The 17111-nt window shown below is 66.1% G+C and carries 16 protein-coding genes; 3 read left to right on the top strand and 13 right to left on the bottom strand.

What is annotated here, in order from left to right; genetic code table 11:
- Positions 1–228: 228 nt before the first annotated feature.
- From ACQ5BL_RS13525 to pip, 7 genes are all read right to left on the bottom strand, one after another.
- Positions 229–963, bottom strand: coding sequence for an amino acid ABC transporter ATP-binding protein (locus ACQ5BL_RS13525; protein WP_243804207.1), 735 nt, complete (start codon positions 961–963; stop codon positions 229–231).
- The gene (locus ACQ5BL_RS13520) at positions 956–1918 is read right to left on the bottom strand and encodes an amino acid ABC transporter permease (protein WP_243804205.1); all 963 of its coding nucleotides are present in this window, start codon (positions 1916–1918) and stop codon (positions 956–958) included. The genes ACQ5BL_RS13525 and ACQ5BL_RS13520 overlap by 8 nt, the downstream gene beginning before the upstream one ends.
- Before the next feature lie 73 nt (positions 1919–1991).
- Positions 1992–2789, bottom strand: coding sequence for a transporter substrate-binding domain-containing protein (locus ACQ5BL_RS13515; protein ID WP_207882066.1), 798 nt, complete (start codon positions 2787–2789; stop codon positions 1992–1994).
- A gap of 236 nt (positions 2790–3025) precedes the next feature.
- Positions 3026–5602: a glucans biosynthesis glucosyltransferase MdoH gene (mdoH, locus tag ACQ5BL_RS13510; RefSeq protein ID WP_243804202.1), complete on the bottom strand. Its 2577-nt coding sequence runs from the start codon at positions 5600–5602 to the stop codon at positions 3026–3028.
- A complete protein-coding gene (locus tag ACQ5BL_RS13505; protein WP_243804201.1) occupies positions 5595–7163 on the bottom strand; it encodes a glucan biosynthesis protein G in 1569 nt (522 codons plus the stop codon). The genes mdoH and ACQ5BL_RS13505 overlap by 8 nt, the downstream gene beginning before the upstream one ends.
- A gap of 201 nt (positions 7164–7364) precedes the next feature.
- Positions 7365–7802: a D-aminoacyl-tRNA deacylase gene (gene dtd, locus ACQ5BL_RS13500; RefSeq protein WP_243804199.1), complete on the bottom strand. Its 438-nt coding sequence runs from the start codon at positions 7800–7802 to the stop codon at positions 7365–7367.
- On the bottom strand, positions 7799–8770 hold the full coding sequence (gene pip, locus ACQ5BL_RS13495) for a prolyl aminopeptidase (RefSeq protein ID WP_243804197.1): 972 nt from the start codon (positions 8768–8770) through the stop codon (positions 7799–7801). Before pip ends, dtd begins: the two co-directional genes overlap by 4 nt.
- Before the next feature lie 178 nt (positions 8771–8948).
- Here pip and ACQ5BL_RS13490 point away from each other — a divergent pair, with 178 nt between their 5' ends.
- Positions 8949–9377, top strand: coding sequence for a hypothetical protein (locus ACQ5BL_RS13490; protein ID WP_243804195.1), 429 nt, complete (start codon positions 8949–8951; stop codon positions 9375–9377).
- The gene (locus ACQ5BL_RS13485) at positions 9374–9850 is read left to right on the top strand and encodes an NUDIX domain-containing protein (RefSeq protein WP_243804193.1); all 477 of its coding nucleotides are present in this window, start codon (positions 9374–9376) and stop codon (positions 9848–9850) included. The genes ACQ5BL_RS13490 and ACQ5BL_RS13485 overlap by 4 nt, the downstream gene beginning before the upstream one ends.
- Before the next feature lie 5 nt (positions 9851–9855).
- Here the strand turns inward: ACQ5BL_RS13485 and ACQ5BL_RS13480 are convergent, their stop codons facing one another.
- Genes ACQ5BL_RS13480 through ACQ5BL_RS13470 form a run of 3 tightly spaced genes read right to left on the bottom strand, consistent with a single transcriptional unit; the run spans position 9856 to position 12414 of the window.
- Positions 9856–10755 carry a transporter substrate-binding domain-containing protein gene (locus ACQ5BL_RS13480; RefSeq protein ID WP_243804191.1) on the bottom strand — a complete coding sequence of 300 codons (900 nt, stop codon included), beginning with the start codon at positions 10753–10755 and terminating at the stop codon, positions 9856–9858.
- Positions 10756–10794: 39 nt separating this feature from the next.
- Complete coding sequence (locus ACQ5BL_RS13475; protein WP_243804189.1) at positions 10795–11145, bottom strand: RidA family protein; 351 nt, start codon at positions 11143–11145, stop codon at positions 10795–10797.
- Between the two features lie 24 nt (positions 11146–11169).
- A complete protein-coding gene (locus tag ACQ5BL_RS13470; RefSeq protein WP_243804187.1) occupies positions 11170–12414 on the bottom strand; it encodes a D-amino acid dehydrogenase in 1245 nt (414 codons plus the stop codon).
- A gap of 130 nt (positions 12415–12544) precedes the next feature.
- Between ACQ5BL_RS13470 and ACQ5BL_RS13465 the strand changes: the two genes are divergently transcribed.
- On the top strand, positions 12545–13456 hold the full coding sequence (locus ACQ5BL_RS13465) for a LysR family transcriptional regulator (RefSeq protein ID WP_243804185.1): 912 nt from the start codon (positions 12545–12547) through the stop codon (positions 13454–13456).
- Positions 13457–13552: 96 nt separating this feature from the next.
- Here ACQ5BL_RS13465 and hutG read toward each other — a convergent pair whose 3' ends face one another.
- Genes hutG through hutH form a run of 3 tightly spaced genes read right to left on the bottom strand, consistent with a single transcriptional unit; the run spans position 13553 to position 17086 of the window.
- Positions 13553–14356, bottom strand: a complete 804-nt coding sequence (gene hutG / locus ACQ5BL_RS13460; protein ID WP_243804183.1) for an N-formylglutamate deformylase — start codon at positions 14354–14356, stop codon at positions 13553–13555.
- On the bottom strand, positions 14349–15557 hold the full coding sequence (gene hutI / locus ACQ5BL_RS13455; protein ID WP_243804180.1) for an imidazolonepropionase: 1209 nt from the start codon (positions 15555–15557) through the stop codon (positions 14349–14351). The genes hutG and hutI overlap by 8 nt, the downstream gene beginning before the upstream one ends.
- Positions 15554–17086, bottom strand: a complete 1533-nt coding sequence (hutH, locus tag ACQ5BL_RS13450) for a histidine ammonia-lyase (RefSeq protein ID WP_243804178.1) — start codon at positions 17084–17086, stop codon at positions 15554–15556. Before hutH ends, hutI begins: the two co-directional genes overlap by 4 nt.
- Between the last annotated feature and the right edge of the window lie 25 nt (positions 17087–17111).

The raw sequence follows: 17111 nt of genomic DNA, 5'->3' as shown, positions 1-17111 counted from the left end.
CCCAATCCTGTAGGAGCGCCCCATGGGCGCGATCGCGGGCATGGCCCGCTCCTACAATTCCCGTCGTCTCCAGTGCTATCGGTGAACGTAGGAGCGGACTTCGTCCGCGATCAGTTCCGCGCGAGGGATCATCGCGGACGAAGTCCGCTCCTACGAGAGCCAATCCAGCCCCGCCGATTAAGCACAAAAAAGCCGCCCGAAGGCGGCTCTTTCAGCGAGGCTGAGACCTCACAGCACCTGCCGCAGAAACGCCTGCGCGCGCGGATCCCTGGGCTGGGCGAAGAACTGCGCGGGCGATGCATCTTCCAGCAGTTTGCCGTGATCGAAGAACAGCACCCGGTCGGCCACTTCGCGGGCGAAGCCCATCTCGTGGGTCACGCAGACCATGGTCATGCCTTCCACGGCCAGGGTTTTCATCACGTCCAGCACCTCGCCGACCATCTCCGGGTCGAGCGCCGAGGTGGGCTCGTCAAACAGCATCACCTTCGGGTCCATGCACAGCGCACGGGCAATCGCCACGCGCTGCTGCTGGCCGCCCGAAAGGCGCGAGGGGTATTCGTTAGCCTTCTGGCCAATACCGACCTTCGCCAGCAGCGCCTTGGCCTTTTCCTCACGCTCGGCCTTGCCGCGCTTGCGCACAACCTTCTGCGCCAGGCACAGGTTCTCCAGCACCGTCATGTGCGGGAACAGGTTGAAGTGCTGGAACACCATGCCGACTTCACGGCGGTAGGCGTTGATGTCGGTCTTCGGGTTGGCCAGGTCGAGGCCGTCGATGCTCACCGAGCCGGAATCGAACTCCTCAAGGCCATTCAGGCAACGCAGGAAGGTGGACTTGCCGGAGCCGGACGGGCCCAGGACCACCAGCACTTCACCCTTGGCCACGGAGGTGCTCACATCGTCGACGGCACGGACGGTGTGACCACGGGTGTCGAAGACCTTGGTCAGGTTGCGAACTTCAATCACTTTGGCCGAGCCTCCGTTCCAGACGGCCTGCCAGGTGCGACAGCGGCAGGTTGATCACAAGGTAGAGCGCCGCGACGCAGAACCAGATTTCGAAGGTGGAGAACGAGGTGGTGATCGCCTCGCGGCCGCTCTTGGTGAGCTCGGTGATAGCGATCACCGAGACCAGCGAGGTGTCCTTGACCAGGCTGATGAACTGCCCGGCCAGCGGCGGCAGCACGCGCTTGAAGGCCTGCGGCAGGATAACGTGGCGCATCGACTGCGCGGCGTTCAGGCCCAGCGAACGGGCGGCTTCATCCTGGCCACGGGCGATGGACTGCACACCGGCACGGACGATCTCGGCGACGTAGGCACCGGTGAACAGCGCCAGTGCGGCCACACCGGCGAACTCGCGGGAGAGGTTCAGCACGGTGCCGATGAAGAAGTAGAAGATGAAGATCTGCACCAGCAGCGGCGTACCGCGCACCAGCTCGACGTAGACGGTCGACAGGTCGTGCAGGGTCGGGTTCTTCGACAGGCGGCAGAGACCGGCCAGCAATCCAATGAACAGGCCGACGGCACCGGAGATGAAGGAGATCCACAGGGTGGTCCACAGACCCCAGGCCAGCGGCCCGGCCGCCCAATGGCGCTGCATGCCGACCACATCGCCCTCGGCGACATCGTCGTTCTCGGCGAACTGCAGGCTGTCGGTGGCCACGCTCAGCACCTGCTGCTGGCCATCCTCGCCCTGCAGGGTGACGCGCGCGTCGTGCCCGCTCTGCTCGATCTTCTCCACCCGCGAGATGTTCTCGGCCCGCTGCGGCTCCTCCGCCTGGTAGGCGAAGTACTGCGGGACGCGATTCCAGCGCCACTCGTAGGAAATCAGCGAGGTGGAGTACCAAAGCCCGAAGCCGATCAGCAGGATGATCAGGCCGGTCAGCCCATGCCAGGGCCAGGTTGCGCGTTTCGTTCTAGCCACGAATCTCTACCGTGAAAATGCGAACGCGCAGGCCTGGGGCCTGCGCGTCGGGTGAACCAGCATCAGACGTGGATTATTCCATGTCCTTCAGCCAGTCGGTGCTCTTGAACCACTTGTCATGCAGACGATCGTAGGTGCCGTCTTCGTGGATTTGCTTGAGGAAGTTGTTGATGAAGTTGATCGAGTCGTAGTCACCCTTCTTCAGGCCGAAAGCCAGCGGCTCGTAGGTGAACGGCTGGTCCAGGAAGACCAGCTTGCCGGCGCCGAACTTGTTGACGGCCACGACGTTGTAGGGCGAGTCGTAGATGAAGGCGTCGGCCTTGCCGTTGACCACGTCCATGACCGCTTCGGGCTCGTTGTCGAAGCCGTGGTACTGGGCCTTGGACAGCTGCTTCTTGGCGACGAACTCGCCGGTGGTGCCGATCTTGGAGGTGATGCGGTACTTCGCATCGTTCAGGTCCTTGTAGGACTTGATGGTGCCTTCCAGGTCCTTGCGGATCAGCAGGGTCTGGCCGACCACGATGAAGGGATCGGAGAAGTTCAGGCGCAGGTTGCGTTCCTGGGTCAGGGTCATGCCCGAGCCGATCATGTCGAACTTGTCGGTCAGCAGGGCCGGGATGATGCCGTCATAGCTGGTGGAAACCAGTTCCAGCTTGACGTTCATGGCCTTGGCCATGGCCTTGAGCAGGTCCACTTCGAAACCCACGATCTGACCGCGCTTGTTGGTCATCTCGAACGGCATGTAGGTCGGGTCCATGCCCACGCGCAGGGTGCCGCGCTTGGCCGCTTCATCGATGGCGCCAGCCTGCGCCGAGGCCACGCCCACCAGGGCGCAGACGCCCATGACCAGCGATGCCAGGTACTTTTTCATCCCCAAACTCCCAAGCAAATAAAAGGTCTTCTTGTTGTTCCAGAAATCGAGTCGCGCATCCATGACGGCGGGCAATACGGCGCACTGTGCAGCACAAGGGTGCGAAGACTACCCCATGCGCCTGATTTCTCGATCATTTCTGGATAGCCGGCGCAGGGTACCAGCAGCGCCGCGCGGGGAAAACCAGGAAACTCGCCAACCGCCCTCGTCCACGTAGGGACGAGGGCGGGCGAGGATCAGGACTGCGCGGCGGGCAACGACAGCGGAGGCTGTTCGGCCACCGGCGCCAGCGGCACCGCCGGCGCGTGGCTGTCGGCCCGCAGCGACTGCTGCCATTGGCCGATCCACTGCTCCTTGTTGCCCTGCCAGAGCGCCAGGTGCAGGCGCGACAGCGCAACCGGGTCGCTCAGCAGCGCCAGGCGGCGGTTGCCGTCGAGCTGCTCGGGGTCGGCGTCCAGCGCCTTCTCGACCAGCGCGGTGCGGGTCGATTCGATGGCGGCGGAATGGCCGTGGCGGGCCGTGCCCATGGCGCAGGCCAGGGCGTTGAGCACAGGGTCCACGGCTGCACGGACGAAGCCGTCCTTCAGCGCCTGCCAGCGGTTCTGGTAGGTGTACTCGTCGGTGGCACGCAGCTCGCGCGGGGTGTCGTATTCCTCGGGAATCAGGAACAGCTTCTCGTCACGCGAGGCCAGGCCCAGCTTGACCCGGCTGCTGATCACCGAGACCGGGATCGACAGCATCAGGGCACCGACGATGGGCGACAGCCACCACAGGAAGCGCGGGTTCAGCCACGCCACCAGCAGCGCCCAGCACAGGCCCAGCAGGGTCTGCAGGCCGTGACGGCGGATCGCTTCGCTCCACGGGGTGTCGTCGTCGTCACGCTGCGGCGACTTCCACTGGGCCTCCCAGCCGAGGAACGCGGCCAGCACGAAGCGGGTGTGGAAAAGCATGCGCACCGGGGCGAGCAGCACCGAGAAGAACATCTCCAGCAGCATGCTCAGGGTCACCTTGATCACGCCACCGTACGCCTTGGCGCCCTTGGCCCAGATCAGCATGACGCTGAGCAGCTTGGGCAGGAACAGCAGGGTCAGGGTGGTGGAGAACAGGGCGATGGCCTTTTCCGGGTGCCACTGCGGCCAGATCGGGAACAGCTGGCGCGGCTCCAGGAAGTACTGCGGCTCCATCAGCTGGTGCACCGCCAGCAGCGCGGTGGACAGCACCAGGAAGAAGAACCACAGCGGCGCCGACAGGTAGGACATCACGCCGGTGAGGAACACCGCGCGGTGCACCGGGTGCATGCCCTTGACCAGGAACAGGCGGAAGTTCATCAGGTTGCCGTGGCACCAGCGGCGGTCGCGCTTGAGCTCGTCCAGCAGGTTGGGCGGCAATTCCTCGTAGCTGCCTTCCAGGTCGTAGGCGATCCACACGCCCCAGCCAGCGCGGCGCATCAGCGCGGCCTCGACGAAGTCGTGGGAGAGGATCGCACCGGCGAAGGAACCCTTGCCCGGCAGCGGCGCCAGGGCGCAGTGCTCGATGAAGGGTTTCACCCGGATGATCGCGTTGTGGCCCCAGTAGTGCGATTCGCCCAGTTGCCAGAAGTGCAGGCCGGCGGTGAACAGCGGGCCGTACACGCGGGTGGCGAACTGCTGCATGCGCGCATACAGGGTATCCATGCCCGACGCCTTGGGCGCGGTCTGGATGATGCCGGCCTCGGGATTGGCCTCCATCAGGCGCACCAGCTTGGTCAGGCAGTCGCCGCTCATCACGCTGTCGGCGTCCATGACGACCATGTACTTGTACTGGCCACCCCAGCGACGGCAGAAGTCGTCGATGTTGCCGCTCTTGCGCTTCACCCGGCGCCGGCGGCGACGGTAGAAGATGCGGCCGAAGCCCTTGGCTTCGTTGCACAGCTCGATCCAGGCCTTTTCCTCGGCCATCGCGATGTCCGGCTGGTTGGTGTCGCTGAGCACGAAGAAGTCGAAGCGATCCAGCTCGCCGCTGGCGGCGACCGACTCGTAGGTCGCCCGCAGGCCGGCGAAGACCCGCGGCACGTCCTCGTTGCAGATCGGCATGACGATCGCGGTGCGCGCCTCGGCGGCAATCGGCTCATTGCCGGCGCTGCTGCCGGAAATCCGGTAGCGGTCGCGGCCAGTGAGCAGCTCCCAGAAGCCCATCAGGGCGGTCCAGAAACCGGCCGACACCCAGCAGAACAGGATGGCGAACAATGTCAGCACACCGAACTGGATCAGGTACGGCAGCACCTGCACCAGGGTCTGCAGCCAGGTCTGGCGGTTGATCTCTTCCAGATCGACGAAGGCCCAGCCCTGATAGGGCAGGATGCCTTTCATGTAGTAGGTGGCGACGCTGGTCTGGCCCAGCATCAGCAGCACCAGGATGAAACGGCGCCAGGAGCCGACCCGCTGCCAGCGCGCCTTGGGTAGGTCGCGAACCGGCCTGGACGGGTTGCTGCGGCCGATCAGGCGGCGCCAGCCGCGAATCAGTGGGTTGGTGCGCCAGGGTTCGGGGATGACCTTGGTGCGCTGGATCGGCGGCGCGGCCTTGAGGTAGGTGCGGCCGTTATCGTCCATACCCAGCATCCGGGCATCGTCCAGTTCCTGACCATAGCCGTGGCGCAGGCGCGCCCCGACCGAGGCCAGCGCAACATCGTCGCTCTGGGCATCATCGCCAGCGAGCTGCTCGTGCAGCTCGCTGAAGGAACCGGCCCGGGCCAGACGCTCGCGCTCGGCCGCCGAAAGCGGCAGGTGCGCGAGGTAATCGGCCACCGGCGCGGTGGTAGCGGTGGAGTTATTCATCGGCAGGCAGCTGGTAGCTCCAGGTTTCGGAAATGGTCTGGCCGCCATTCACCAGCGCGGCGCGCATTTCCGTCGGCTTCTTCGGATCCTTGACCTTGACCCGCAAGGTCAGGCGCCAGCCCTGGGTCACCGGGTTGTAGCGCAGGTTGTTCTCCTTGACCTCGGCATTGTCGTCGGTGCTCACCTGAGTGCTCACCGGCGCATCACCGGCCAGCGCTTTCAGGGTCGGGCCGACGAAGTCGACGACCATGGCAATGCTGCCATCCGGCTGGCGGATCAGGTTCTTCTGCTTCACGTCACCCACCGAGCGCAGGGTCTGCATGACCCAGGAGGATTTCGGATCGTGCAGCGCCTCTTCGTCCTTGGTCCAGCGCATGCGGTAGGCGAAGTCCAGCGGCTCGCCGTTTTCCGGGCGCTTCTCGGGGTTCCAGAAGGCGACGATATTGTCGTTGGTTTCGTCCGGCGTGGGGATCTCCACCAGCTCGACGGTACCTTTGCCCCAGTCGCCCTGCGGCTCGACCCAGGCGGACGGACGCATGTCGTAGCGGTCGTCCAGGTCTTCGTAGCGGGAGAACTCGCGGCCGCGCTGCAGCAGGCCGAAGCCTTTCGGGTTCTCGACGCTGTAGGCGCTGACGGACAGGTGTTTCGGGTTGTTCAGCGGACGCCAGATCCACTCGTCGTTGCCGGCATGGATCTGCAGGCCGGTGGAGTCATGCAGCTCCGGACGGAAGTTGTGCTCGGCGGACGGCTGGTTGGAGCCGAACAGGAACATGCTGGTCAGCGGCGCCAGACCCAGCTTGGACACCTTGTCGCGCAGGTAGACGCGCGCCTTCACATCCACCACGGTGTCATTGCCCGGACGGATGATGAAGCGGTAGGCGCCGGTGGCACGCGGCGAATCCAGCAGGGCGAAGATCACCAGGTGCTTGTCGGTGGGCTTGGGATGCTCGATCCAGAACTCGCGGAAGCGCGGGAATTCCTCGCCAGACGGCAGCGCGGTGTCCAGCGCCAGGCCACGGGCGGACAGGCCCCACCACTGGTCCTTGCCGATGATGCGGAAGTAGCTGGCGCCAAGGAAGGTGCCGATCTCGTCCTGCTTGTCCGGGGTATTGATCGGATAGAGGATGCGGAAGCCGGCGTAGCCCAGGTCCTTGGTGGCATTGGCGTCGAACTTCAGCGAACCGAAATCGAAACGAGAGGGATCGTACTTGATCTCCTTGACGCTGGTGGAGGTCACTTCACTGATCTTCACCGGGGTGTCGAAGTGCATGCCCTGGTGGTAGAAGCTGATCTTGAACGGCGTCTTGTCGCCGGCCCAATAAGCCTTCTCGTTGCGGAAGCGGATCTGCTGGTAGTCAGCGAACTTCATTTCGCTGAATTCCGATGGCAGGTTGCTGGTCGGCGCGCTGTATTTTTCGCCCGCCAGCGTCTTGGCCTTCTCGGCCACGTCGTCAAGATTGAAAGCCCAGGCCGGACTGGTGCTCAACGCCAGGAGGGCGGAACCGACCAGTACGCGCAGGGATTTGCGAGAAAGAGGTTGTTGAACGGAACGGAAAATCACGAGTCCCCCTCGTCCGTGAACACAAAACTAATAAGGCCGGCAAAGGCGATGCCAATTTGCCGGCGATTGAATTCCGACCCCGGTGAGCCTGAATGATTCCCCGTTTTTTTCCACGGGTACCTGTAGCTCCCGGTGTCCCATTGTTCTAGGTGCATATGCCCTAACCATCATCCCACGGCGTTATGACAAGCTGCCGCGCGTTCAAGCCTCCAGAAGAAAGGTCACTGGCCCGTCATTGACCAGGTGAACCTGCATATTGGCGCCAAAACGGCCGGTGGCGACCACGGGATGACGGGCTCGTGCCTGCTCCACGAGTAGATCGAACAACGCGGCGCCCCTTTCGGGTGGCGCCGCGCTGGAAAAACTTGGCCGAAGCCCCTTTCGGGTATCCGCGGCCAGGGTGAACTGCGAAACCAGCAACAAACCGCCACCGACATCGCTCAATGAAAGGTTCATTTTACCTTCATCGTCGCCAAACACTCGATAGTTAAGCAGCTTGTGCAACAAACGATTTACCGACTCCTCGCTGTCTTGCGGTTCGACGCCCACCAGAACCAGCAGGCCGTGATCGATGGAGCCGACCACCTCACCCTCGACTTCGACGCGGGCGCCGCGCACCCGCTGGATCAAACCCTTCATTCAGCCTCCGGCGGGAGGTTCAGCAGGCGGCGGCCGATCTCATTGGTCGCCCGCACCAGCGCATCGGTGATTCCCGCCTCGCTGGCGGCGTGGCCGGCGTCGCGGACGATCTGCAGCTCACTGTTGGGCCAGGCCTTGTGCAGTGCCCAGGCATTGTCCAGCGGGCAGACCACGTCGTAGCGGCCGTGGACGATCACACCCGGCAGATGGGCGATCTTGTGCATGTCGCGCAGCAGCTGGTCCGGTTCCAGGAAGCCGTTGTTGACGAAGTAATGGTTCTCGATGCGGGCGATGGACAATGAACGGTGCGGATCGGAGAAGCGCTCCACCAACGCCGGGTTCGGCCGCAGCGAGGCGGTGCGCCCCTCCCAGGTGGACCAGGCACGGGCGGCGTGCATCTGGGCGATCTGGTCCGGTCCGGTCAGGCGGCGCTTGAAGGCGCTCACCAGGTCGTCCTGCTCGTCCGCCGGGATCGGTGCCAGGTAGTCCTCCCAGTAATCGGGGAACAGACGGCTCGCGCCCTCCTGGTAGAACCAGCGGATCTCCTGTGGGCGGCAGAGGAAGATGCCGCGCACGATCAGCGCCAGCACGCGCTCGGGATGGGTCTGGGCGTAAGCGAGCGACAGGGTCGAGCCCCAGGAGCCGCCGAACAGCACCCATTTGTCGATGCCCAGGTGCTCGCGGATGCGCTCGATGTCCTGCACCAGGTGCCAGGTGCTGTTGTTCTCCAGGCTCGCGAAGGGCGTGGAACGGCCACAGCCACGCTGGTCGAAGGTGACGATGCGGTAGATGTTGGGATCGAAGAAGCGCCGCGACATGGCATCGCAACCGGCACCCGGGCCGCCATGGATGAACAGAACCGGCAAACCGTCAGGCATACCGCTCTCGTCCACATAAAGGACATGCGGCTCCTCGACGGCCAGTTCATGGCGGGCGTAAGGCTTGATTTCCGGATACAAAGATTGCATGGCTCGCTCCTGGATCAGTGCGTACGGTCGTTCCCGGACCAGTAACCATCCTAGGGCCTGCACCGACTTGTCGAAAGTCGCGCTGGCGCTGTGCGACCTCTCTTGAGGGTCTTCGGCGCGCACGGTGTCGGGCATGATACTCGGGCCAGCGAAAAACCCATAAAGGAGTTCGTGCGCCATGCCACGGAAGTTGTTTCTTTCTCTGTTCCTGCTGCTACTGGCCTTGAGCGGCTGCGGCCGCGACGACCCTCGTGCGCAACTGGATGCCGCCGTCAAACAACTGCAGGACAACCTGGAAGCCAAGCATAGCGGGGCCGTGATGGAACAGTTGCACCGCGACTTCCGCGCCAATGGCGAATTCGACCGCGACTGGGCACGGCGCACCATGACGCTGATGTTCCTGCGCCACCAGCAGATCAAGGTGATCGTCCTCTCCAGCGACAGCCAGCTCGATCCGACCTACTCCAGCCGCGGCCACACCGAGGCCCAGGTCGCCCTGACCGGCGCCGAAAACCTGATCCCCGACAGCGCCGCGCACTACGCTGTGAAACTGGAATGGTGGCGCGACGGCTCCGAGTGGAAACTGGCGAGGCTCGACTGGCAATGACTTCCCCCCTGCAACACCGCATCCGCGCCGCCGGCCTGCTGCTGCGCGACGAGCACATCCTGCTGGTACGCCACGAGGTGGGCGGCGACCTCTACTGGATTCCGCCGGGCGGCGGCTTCGAGTCGGACAAGGACGAATCCACCCGCGACACGGTGCGTCGCGAGTGCTTCGAGGAGACGGGGCTGGCCGTGGAAGTCGGCCCGCTGGTCTACGTCCGCGAGTTCGCCGAGCCGCTGGCCGGACGCTTCCACATGGAACTGTTCTATCGCGTGGACGCCTGGAGCGGGAACGTCAGCCTGGACAACCTGCGCGGCCTGGGTGGCGACGAGTTCGATATCCGCGATGTGGCCTGGGTGCCGCGCGAAGAATTGCCACTCCTGCCCTCCTTCTACCCCGCCGAATTGCTCGACGACGTCTGGGGGCGCCTGGCCGAGGCGCAGCCGCTGATCCGCCACCTCGGCCTGCAACGCTAGCGGGCTTACTGCACCGGCTCGCTGGTGGGCTTGGCGATGATCGCCTGCAGCTCGGCGGTCATGGGGAATTCCAGGTTGAGGTTCTTCGGCGGGATCGGCTGCTCGAACCAGCGCTGGTAGATGCCCTTGATCTCGCCGGAGGCGTACAGGTCGGCCAGGGTCTGGTTGACCAGGGCGAGGAACTGCGGATCGTCGCGGCGCACCATGCAGGCGTAGATTTCCCGCGACTGCGGCTCGCCCACCACCACCCAGTGATGCGGGTCGCGGGCCTTGGCCTTCTCGCCATACAGCAGCGCATCATCCATGTAGAAGGCCACCGCGCGGCCGGACTGCAGCATCAGGAAGGCTTCGCCGTGGTCCTTGGCGCTGACCACGTTCATGCCCAGCTTGTGCTCGACGTTGTAGGCCTTGAGGTAGCGCTCGTTGGTGGTGCCGGCGGTGGTCACCACGTTCTTGCCCTTGAGATCGTCGAAGCCCTGGATACCGCTGTCCTTGGCGGTCAGCAACTGGCCCTTCACGTAGATGAAGCCGTAGGAGAAGGCCACCTGCTTCATGCGCTCGGCGGTAACGCCGGTGGAGCCGCACTCCAGGTCAACGGTGCCGTTCTGCACCAGCGGGATGCGCGTCTGCGAGGTCACCAGGTTGTACTTCACCGCAAGATCGGGCTTGTTCAGCTTCTGCTTGATGCGCTCGACCACCTTGCCGGCCAGCTCCACCGAGTAGCCCATGGGCTGGCCGCTGTTGTCGCCCAGGTAGGAAAACGGCACCGAGGCGTCGCGATAACCCAGGGTTATCGTGCCGCTATCAGCGACTTTCTTCAGCGTGCCTTCCAGCGCTTCGTTCGCCTGCGCCAGCGCACAGACCAGGCTGGACGCTGCCAGCATTCCCAGTGCAAATCGTTTCATGGGTTCGATCCCTCTTGTTGTTGTAAAGCAGGTTGAGGTTCAGGGCCGTGTGGCGATCACCGTGATCTCCACCAGCACGGACGGCCGCGCCAGCAGCGCCTGCACCGTGGTACGGGTCGGCGCGCAGCCCGCGGGCAGCCAGGCGGACCAGACGCCGTTCATGGCCTCGAAATCGGCGGCGATGTCCTTCAGGTAGATCGTGGCGCTCAAGATGTTCGCCTTGTCGGTGCCGGCCTCGGCCAGCAGCGCGTCGATCTTCGCCAGTACCTCGCGGGTCTGCCCCTGGATGTCGGTGGCCTGACCGGGCACCTGCCCGGAGAGGAACACCAGCGAGCCGAAGACCATAGCGCCGGAAAGGCGGTCGTTGGTGGCGATGCGTGTAAGTTGCATGGTGAGTCTCCCAATGCGAAGGAATCAGCCGGCCAGCCGCTCGGGCGTCAGGCCGCTGGTGTCGATGTCCGGGCGGCGCCCGGCGATCTGCGCGGCAATCAGTTGCGCGCTGCCACAGGCCAGGGTGAAACCCAGCGCACCATGGCCGAGGTTGAGCCACAGACCATGCGGCCCGCAGGCGCCCACCAGCGGCACGCCGGTGGGCGTGGCCGGGCGCATGCCGGCCCATTCGAGGGCGGCGCCATAGTCGCAGGCATTGGGCAGGGTGTCCGCCGCCTGCTGGCGGATCAGCGCCAGCCGCTTGGGCTCCAGGCGCGGGTCGAAGCCGACGATGTCGACCATGGCCGCGATACGCAGGCGGTCGCCGATGCGTGCATAGACCACTTTGCGGTCGTAGTCCGTCAGGCTGACCTCCGGCGCGTGGTCGCCGGCGCGGATCGGCGCGGTCAGGCTGTAGCCCTTGAGCGGATAGAGCGGCAGGCGCGGCCCGCCTGGCAGCAACGCGGCGCTACGGTAGCCGGCGGCGAGCACGACGTGATCGGCCGCGAAGCTTTCTCCTCCCGCCTCAACGCCCACGACAGCGCCATTGCGCAGGATCAGCCGGGAAGCCGGATAGCCGTGGAGGAGGCGACAGCGCCCGGACGCCTGGAGCCGCTCGGCCAGGCGCTGACAGAACAGGAAGCAGTCGGCGACCTCCTCGTCCGGCGTGTGGATGCCGCCGACGAAGGGCGCGCCCTCCAGCGCCGGGTCCAGTTCGCGGCACTGCTGGGCCGAGAGCACGAACTGCGCGGCGGGATCGGAGAGGTTCTGCCGCGCAGCCCGGAAGCTGCCTTCGTCACGGAAGGCCACCAGCTTGCCGTTGCGCCGCCACTCGAAGCCGTCCAACCCGTTCTCGCGCCACTGCGCCAGCGTGGCCTGGCTGAACAGGGCGAGGCGCAGCAGGTGTTGGGCATTGGCCTGGTTCACCGAGCGCCGGCAGGCCGCGGTGAACGCCATCAGCCAGCGCCATTGCGCCGGGTCCAGGCGCGGGCGCAGGCGCAGCGGCGAATCCCCGCGCAGCAGCCAGCCCAGCGCCTGCTGCGGCACACCGGCATCGGCCAGTGGAGCGACGTAGCGGTAGGACAGCTGGCCGCCGTTGGCGAAGCTGGTTTCCAGCCCGGCCTGATCCCGCGCTTCCAGCACGGTGACGTCGAAGCCTTCGAGGACCAGCGCGTGAGCGGTGGCCAGTCCGACCACGCCCGCGCCGATGATGCAAACCCGCTGTGCCATTGCCGCCTCACTGCCCATTCAATCCTGGCCTCGACCTTAGTGCCGGGTGACAGACGGCGAACAATGAATAAACATGGGCAACCCATAACCCTGGGTTATACGCGCACGTTATTCACACAAGGGGGACGCCATGCGCCTGCGCCATATCGAAGTGTTCCAGGCCATCCGCGAGACCGGCTCGGTCAGCGGCGCCGCCCTCTTGCTGCACGTCTCGCAGCCGGCGGTAACCAAGGTGCTGCAGCACGCCGAGCAGCAGCTGGGCTTCCCGCTCTTTCTCCGTGTCCGCGGAAAGTTGCAGCCCACGCCCGAAGCGCTGGAGCTGGAGCGCGAAGTGGCCAAGGTCAGCGAAAGCCTGCAGGGCGTGCGGCGTCTCGCGCAGAGCCTGCGCGGCCAGCCGGAGAACCGCCTGCGCGTGGGCGCCACGCCGGCCATGGCGCTGTCGCTGCTGCCGCCGGTGATCCGCGAATGGACCGACCGCTACCCGCAGAGCAGTTGCGAACTGGCCACCCAGCACTCGCGCGAACTGGTGCAGAACCTGCTGATGCGCGAACTCGACCTCGCCCTGACCCTGCAGCAGACCGACCACCCCGGCCTGCGCTCGCAACCCATCGCCAGCGGCCCGCTGGTGGCATTGGCGCCTCGCGGGCACTGGCCGGAAGAGCGCCTGGGCAAAGCGTTGACACTGGACGAACTGGCGGGCGAGCCGATGATCGGGCTGTCCACTTCCGACCCACTGTCCGCGCGCCTGGAAAGCCATCTGGCCAACATCGAACCGCCGCCGCGCGTGCGCATCGCGGTGCAGACCTATGCGCTGGCGCGCACGCTGGTGGAGGCCGGAACCGGGTTGGCGCTGGTCGATCCTTTCACCGCGCTGGGTGCGGACGAACGCCTGACGGTACAGCGAACCCTGTCACCTACCGTGAAGGTGACGCTCTACGCCCTGACCCGCGCCGACGAAACGCCGCCGCACACCCAGGCGCTGCTGCTGGAAATGCTGGTGCGGCACGCCGAGAGGCAACTGGCGCAGCACCGCTTCGAATGAAAAGACAGCCCCTGCCGCATCGGGAAGCGCCGCCGGGATGCGTGGTCCGGCGGCGCCGCGCCGACAGTCCCGGCGCAACAGGAGGCTGCGTAAAACTCAGCGGCCGTAGCGCTCGCGGCCCCAGGCGATGAAGGTTTCCAGCAACTTGCGGAGTACCTGGGCGGTGGGCGCGGCGAGGTCTTCGCGGTAGCCGAAGGGCACGCGCTCATCCATGTAGTTGCACTGTGCGAGTTCCAGCTGCACGGCATGCACGTTGTCCTGCGGCCGGCCGTAGTAACGGGTGATGTGCCCGCCCTTGAAGCGACCGTTGAGGATGTGGCTGTAACTGGGCGCCTCGGCGCACACCGCGACCAGCCGCTCGGCCAGCTGCGCATCGCAGCTCGCGCCGCTGTTGGTGCCGATGTTGAAGTCCGGCAGTTTGCCGTCGAACAGGTGCGGAATGTGCGAGCGGATCGAGTGCGCATCCCACAGCAGCGCGTAGCCGAACTCGGCCTTCAGGCGCGCCAGCTCGTCGGCCAGGGTCTGGTGATAAGGCGTCCAGACTTCGGCCAGGTAACGCGCGCGCTCTTCAGCGGAAGGCGTCTGGCCGTCCTTGAACAGCGGGCGGCCGTCGAACAGGGTGTCCGGGTAGAGGCCGGTGGTGGCGGTGCTGTACAGCGGTTTGTCGTCGGCCGGGCGATTCAGGTCGATGACGTAGCGCGAGTAGCCGGCGGCCAGGGTGCTGGCGCCCAGTTCCTCGGCGAAGGCGTAGAGCTTCGGAATATGCCAGTCGGTGTCGGCCAGCTCGCGGGCCTCGTCCACCAGGCCGTTTTCCACGGCCGGGGTCAGGCGGATGCCGGGATGCGGCATGCTGATCAGCAGCGGCACGCGGCCGCGTTTGAAGGTCAGGACGTTATCCACGGGCAGTGATCTCCTCTCCGTGACGAATGACGCGCTTGGGCAGGTCGCCGCCGAGCCAATAGGCCAGTTCGGCGGGGCGCTGGATGTCCCAGGCGATGAAATCGGCGACCTTGCCTGCCTCCAGGCTGCCGTGGCTGTCGGCCATGCCCAGCGCCCGCGCGGCGTTGAGGGTGACGCCGGCCAGCGCTTCTTCCGGCGTCATGCGGAACGCGGTGCAGGCCATGTTCATCATCAGGCGCAGGGACAGCGCGGGCGAGGTGCCGGGGTTGAGGTCGCTGGCGATGGCGATGGCCACGCCGTGCTTGCGCAGGGCGTCCATCGGCGGCAGCTGGGTTTCGCGCAGGACGAAGAAGGCGCCCGGCAGCAGCACCGCAACGGTGCCCGCCTCGGCCATGGCGATGGCGTCGCTTTCGTCCATGAACTCCAGGTGGTCGGCAGACAGCGCGCCGTAGCGCGCGGCCAGGGTGGAACCGTGCAGCGAGGACAACTGCTCGGCATGCAGCTTCACCGGCAGGCCCAGGCGCTGGGCGGTCTGGAACACCCGCTCGACCTGCGCCGGGGAAAACGCCAGGTGTTCGCAGAAGGCGTCCACCGCGTCCACCAACCCTTCCTCGGCCAGGGCCGGGAGGATGTGTGTGCAGATCTGCTCGATGTAGTCGTCGGCGCGACCGGCGTACTCGGGCGGCAGGGCGTGGGCGGACAGGCAGGTGGTGCGCACCGTCACCGGCAGCTCCTGCTCCAGGCGGCGGGCCACGCGCAGCATGCGGCGCTCGCTATCCAGGTCCAGGCCGTAGCCGGACTTCACTTCCAGCACGGTCACGCCATCGGCCAGCAGCGGCCGGGCGCGCTTGATGGCGCTGGCCAGCAGCTCGTCCTCGCTGGCCTCGCGGGTGGCGCGCACGGTGCTGGCGATGCCGCCACCGGCGGCGGCGATCTCGGCGTAGCTGACGCCGTTCAGGCGCTGCTCGAATTCGCCGCTGCGATCACCGCCGAACACCAGGTGGGTGTGGCAGTCGATGAGGCCCGGCGTGACCCAGGCGCCGCCCAGGTCGGTGCTCTGCACGGGGCGCTCGGGCAGCTCGGCACGCGGGCCGATCCAGGCGATGCGCTCGCCCTCGGTTATGATCGCGGCGTCCTCGATGATCGAATAGCGCCCGCCCTTCAGGGTCGCCGCGTGGCAGTGTTGCCAGAGGTGTTTCATTGCAGTCTCCCGATGCTCGCGCCGACGCTGTGCAGCGCCGCCGGGTCGGCCAGCAACTCGGCGGTGCGGGCAATGTCCGGCGCGAGCCAGCGGTCGCTGTCATAGGCCGGCACCTGCTCGCGCAGCAGGCTCCAGGCGCAGTCGGTGCCGCTGCCGAAGCGCTGCGGCTTGAGGAATTCGAAGGCCTGGGCGGCCAGCAGGTATTCGATGGCGAGGATGCGCCGGCTGTTGTCCAGGGCGCGGCCGAGCTTGAGCGCGGCGCTGGTGCCCAGGCTCAGGTGGTCTTCCTGCAGGCCGGAGGTGACGAAGTTGTCCACCACCGCCGGCTGCGCCAGTTGGCGGTTCTCGCCGGCCAGCGAGGCGGCGACGTACTGCACGATCATCATCCCCGAGTTGACCCCCGGCTTGCTGACCAGGAAGGCCGGCAGGCCGCTGACCAGCGGGTTGATCAGGCGGTCCAGGCGACGTTCGGAGACCCCTCCCAGCTCGGCCACGGCAATCGCCAGCAGGTCGGCGGCCATGGCCACCGATTCGCCGTGGGGGTTGGCCTGGGACACCACCCGGTAGTCGTCCGGCGTGCCCAGCACCAGCGGGTTGTCGGTGGCAGAGTTGAGTTCGGTCTCGATCTGCTTGGCCGCGTGCTCCAGCTGGTCGCGGCAGGCGCCATGGATCTGCGGCATGGAGCGGATGCTAAGGGCGTCCTGGGTACGAATGCCCTTGCTGCTGGCGATGACTTCGCTGCCTTCGAGCAGCGCGCGCAGGTTGGCGCCGACCTTCTGCATGCCCGGGTGCGGCTTGAGCGCGATGATCTCCGCGTCGAAGGCGTCGATCTGCCCGCGCAAGGCTTCGAAGCTCATGGCGCCGATCACGTCGGCCCACTGCGCGAGGCGGGTCGCCTCGTCGAGGGCGAGGCAGCTCAGGCCGGTCATGCACGGCGTGCCGTTGACCAGGCAGAGCCCGTCCTTGGCGCCCAGTTGCACCGGTTCCAGGCCCTCGGCGGCCAGCGCCTGGGCGGCGGGAACGATCTCGCCGCGGTAGCTCACCTCACCGATGCCCAGCAGGGCGACGCCGACGTGGGCCATGTGGGTCAGGTAACCGACCGAGCCCTGCGACGGTACGCGCGGGGTGATGCCATGGTTGAGCAGCGCGACCAGCGCTTCCACGACGCGGCGGTGCAGGCCGGACTTGCCATGACTGTAGTTGGTGATGGCCGCGCAGATGATCGCGCGGGTCTGTTCGTCCTTCAGCGGCTCGCCGACGCCACAGGCATGGCTGAGCAGGGTGTTGCGCGAGAGCTGCGCCAGTTGTTCGCCCTGCAGCACCACATTGCACAGCGCACCCAGCCCGGTGCTGATGCCATAGGCCCGTTCCCCGCGGCTGACGATACGCTCGACGATGCCATGGGCATTGTCGATGCGCGCCCAGGCCGCCGGCGCCAGTTGCAGGCGCGCGCCATGGCGAGCCACCGCGACCAGGTCCTGCCAGCGCAGCGGACCGTTGCCGAAGGTGATGGTGGAAGAGGACGACATGCGGAACTCCTGTAGGCGGGGAAGC

The organism is Pseudomonas sp. B1-22 (assembly GCF_050474425.1).
Lineage (GTDB): Bacteria > Pseudomonadota > Gammaproteobacteria > Pseudomonadales > Pseudomonadaceae > Pseudomonas.
This window is presented reverse-complemented; position numbering and strand designations above follow the sequence as displayed.

Excerpts from the sequence above, each read along its gene's own strand:
- ACQ5BL_RS13515 (WP_207882066.1), bottom strand. The coding sequence starts at position 2,789 with ATGAAAAAGTACCTGGCATCGCTGGTCATGGGCGTCTGCGCCCTGGTG.
- mdoH (WP_243804202.1), bottom strand. The coding sequence starts at position 5,602 with ATGAATAACTCCACCGCTACCACCGCGCCGGTGGCCGATTACCTCGCG.
- dtd (WP_243804199.1), bottom strand. The coding sequence starts at position 7,802 with ATGAAGGGTTTGATCCAGCGGGTGCGCGGCGCCCGCGTCGAAGTCGAG.
- pip (WP_243804197.1), bottom strand. The coding sequence starts at position 8,770 with ATGCAATCTTTGTATCCGGAAATCAAGCCTTACGCCCGCCATGAACTG.
- ACQ5BL_RS13490 (WP_243804195.1), top strand. The coding sequence starts at position 8,949 with ATGCCACGGAAGTTGTTTCTTTCTCTGTTCCTGCTGCTACTGGCCTTG.
- ACQ5BL_RS13485 (WP_243804193.1), top strand. The coding sequence starts at position 9,374 with ATGACTTCCCCCCTGCAACACCGCATCCGCGCCGCCGGCCTGCTGCTG.
- ACQ5BL_RS13480 (WP_243804191.1), bottom strand. The coding sequence starts at position 10,755 with ATGAAACGATTTGCACTGGGAATGCTGGCAGCGTCCAGCCTGGTCTGT.
- ACQ5BL_RS13475 (WP_243804189.1), bottom strand. The coding sequence starts at position 11,145 with ATGCAACTTACACGCATCGCCACCAACGACCGCCTTTCCGGCGCTATG.
- ACQ5BL_RS13470 (WP_243804187.1), bottom strand. The coding sequence starts at position 12,414 with ATGGCACAGCGGGTTTGCATCATCGGCGCGGGCGTGGTCGGACTGGCC.
- ACQ5BL_RS13465 (WP_243804185.1), top strand. The coding sequence starts at position 12,545 with ATGCGCCTGCGCCATATCGAAGTGTTCCAGGCCATCCGCGAGACCGGC.
- hutI (WP_243804180.1), bottom strand. The coding sequence starts at position 15,557 with ATGAAACACCTCTGGCAACACTGCCACGCGGCGACCCTGAAGGGCGGG.
- hutH (WP_243804178.1), bottom strand. The coding sequence starts at position 17,086 with ATGTCGTCCTCTTCCACCATCACCTTCGGCAACGGTCCGCTGCGCTGG.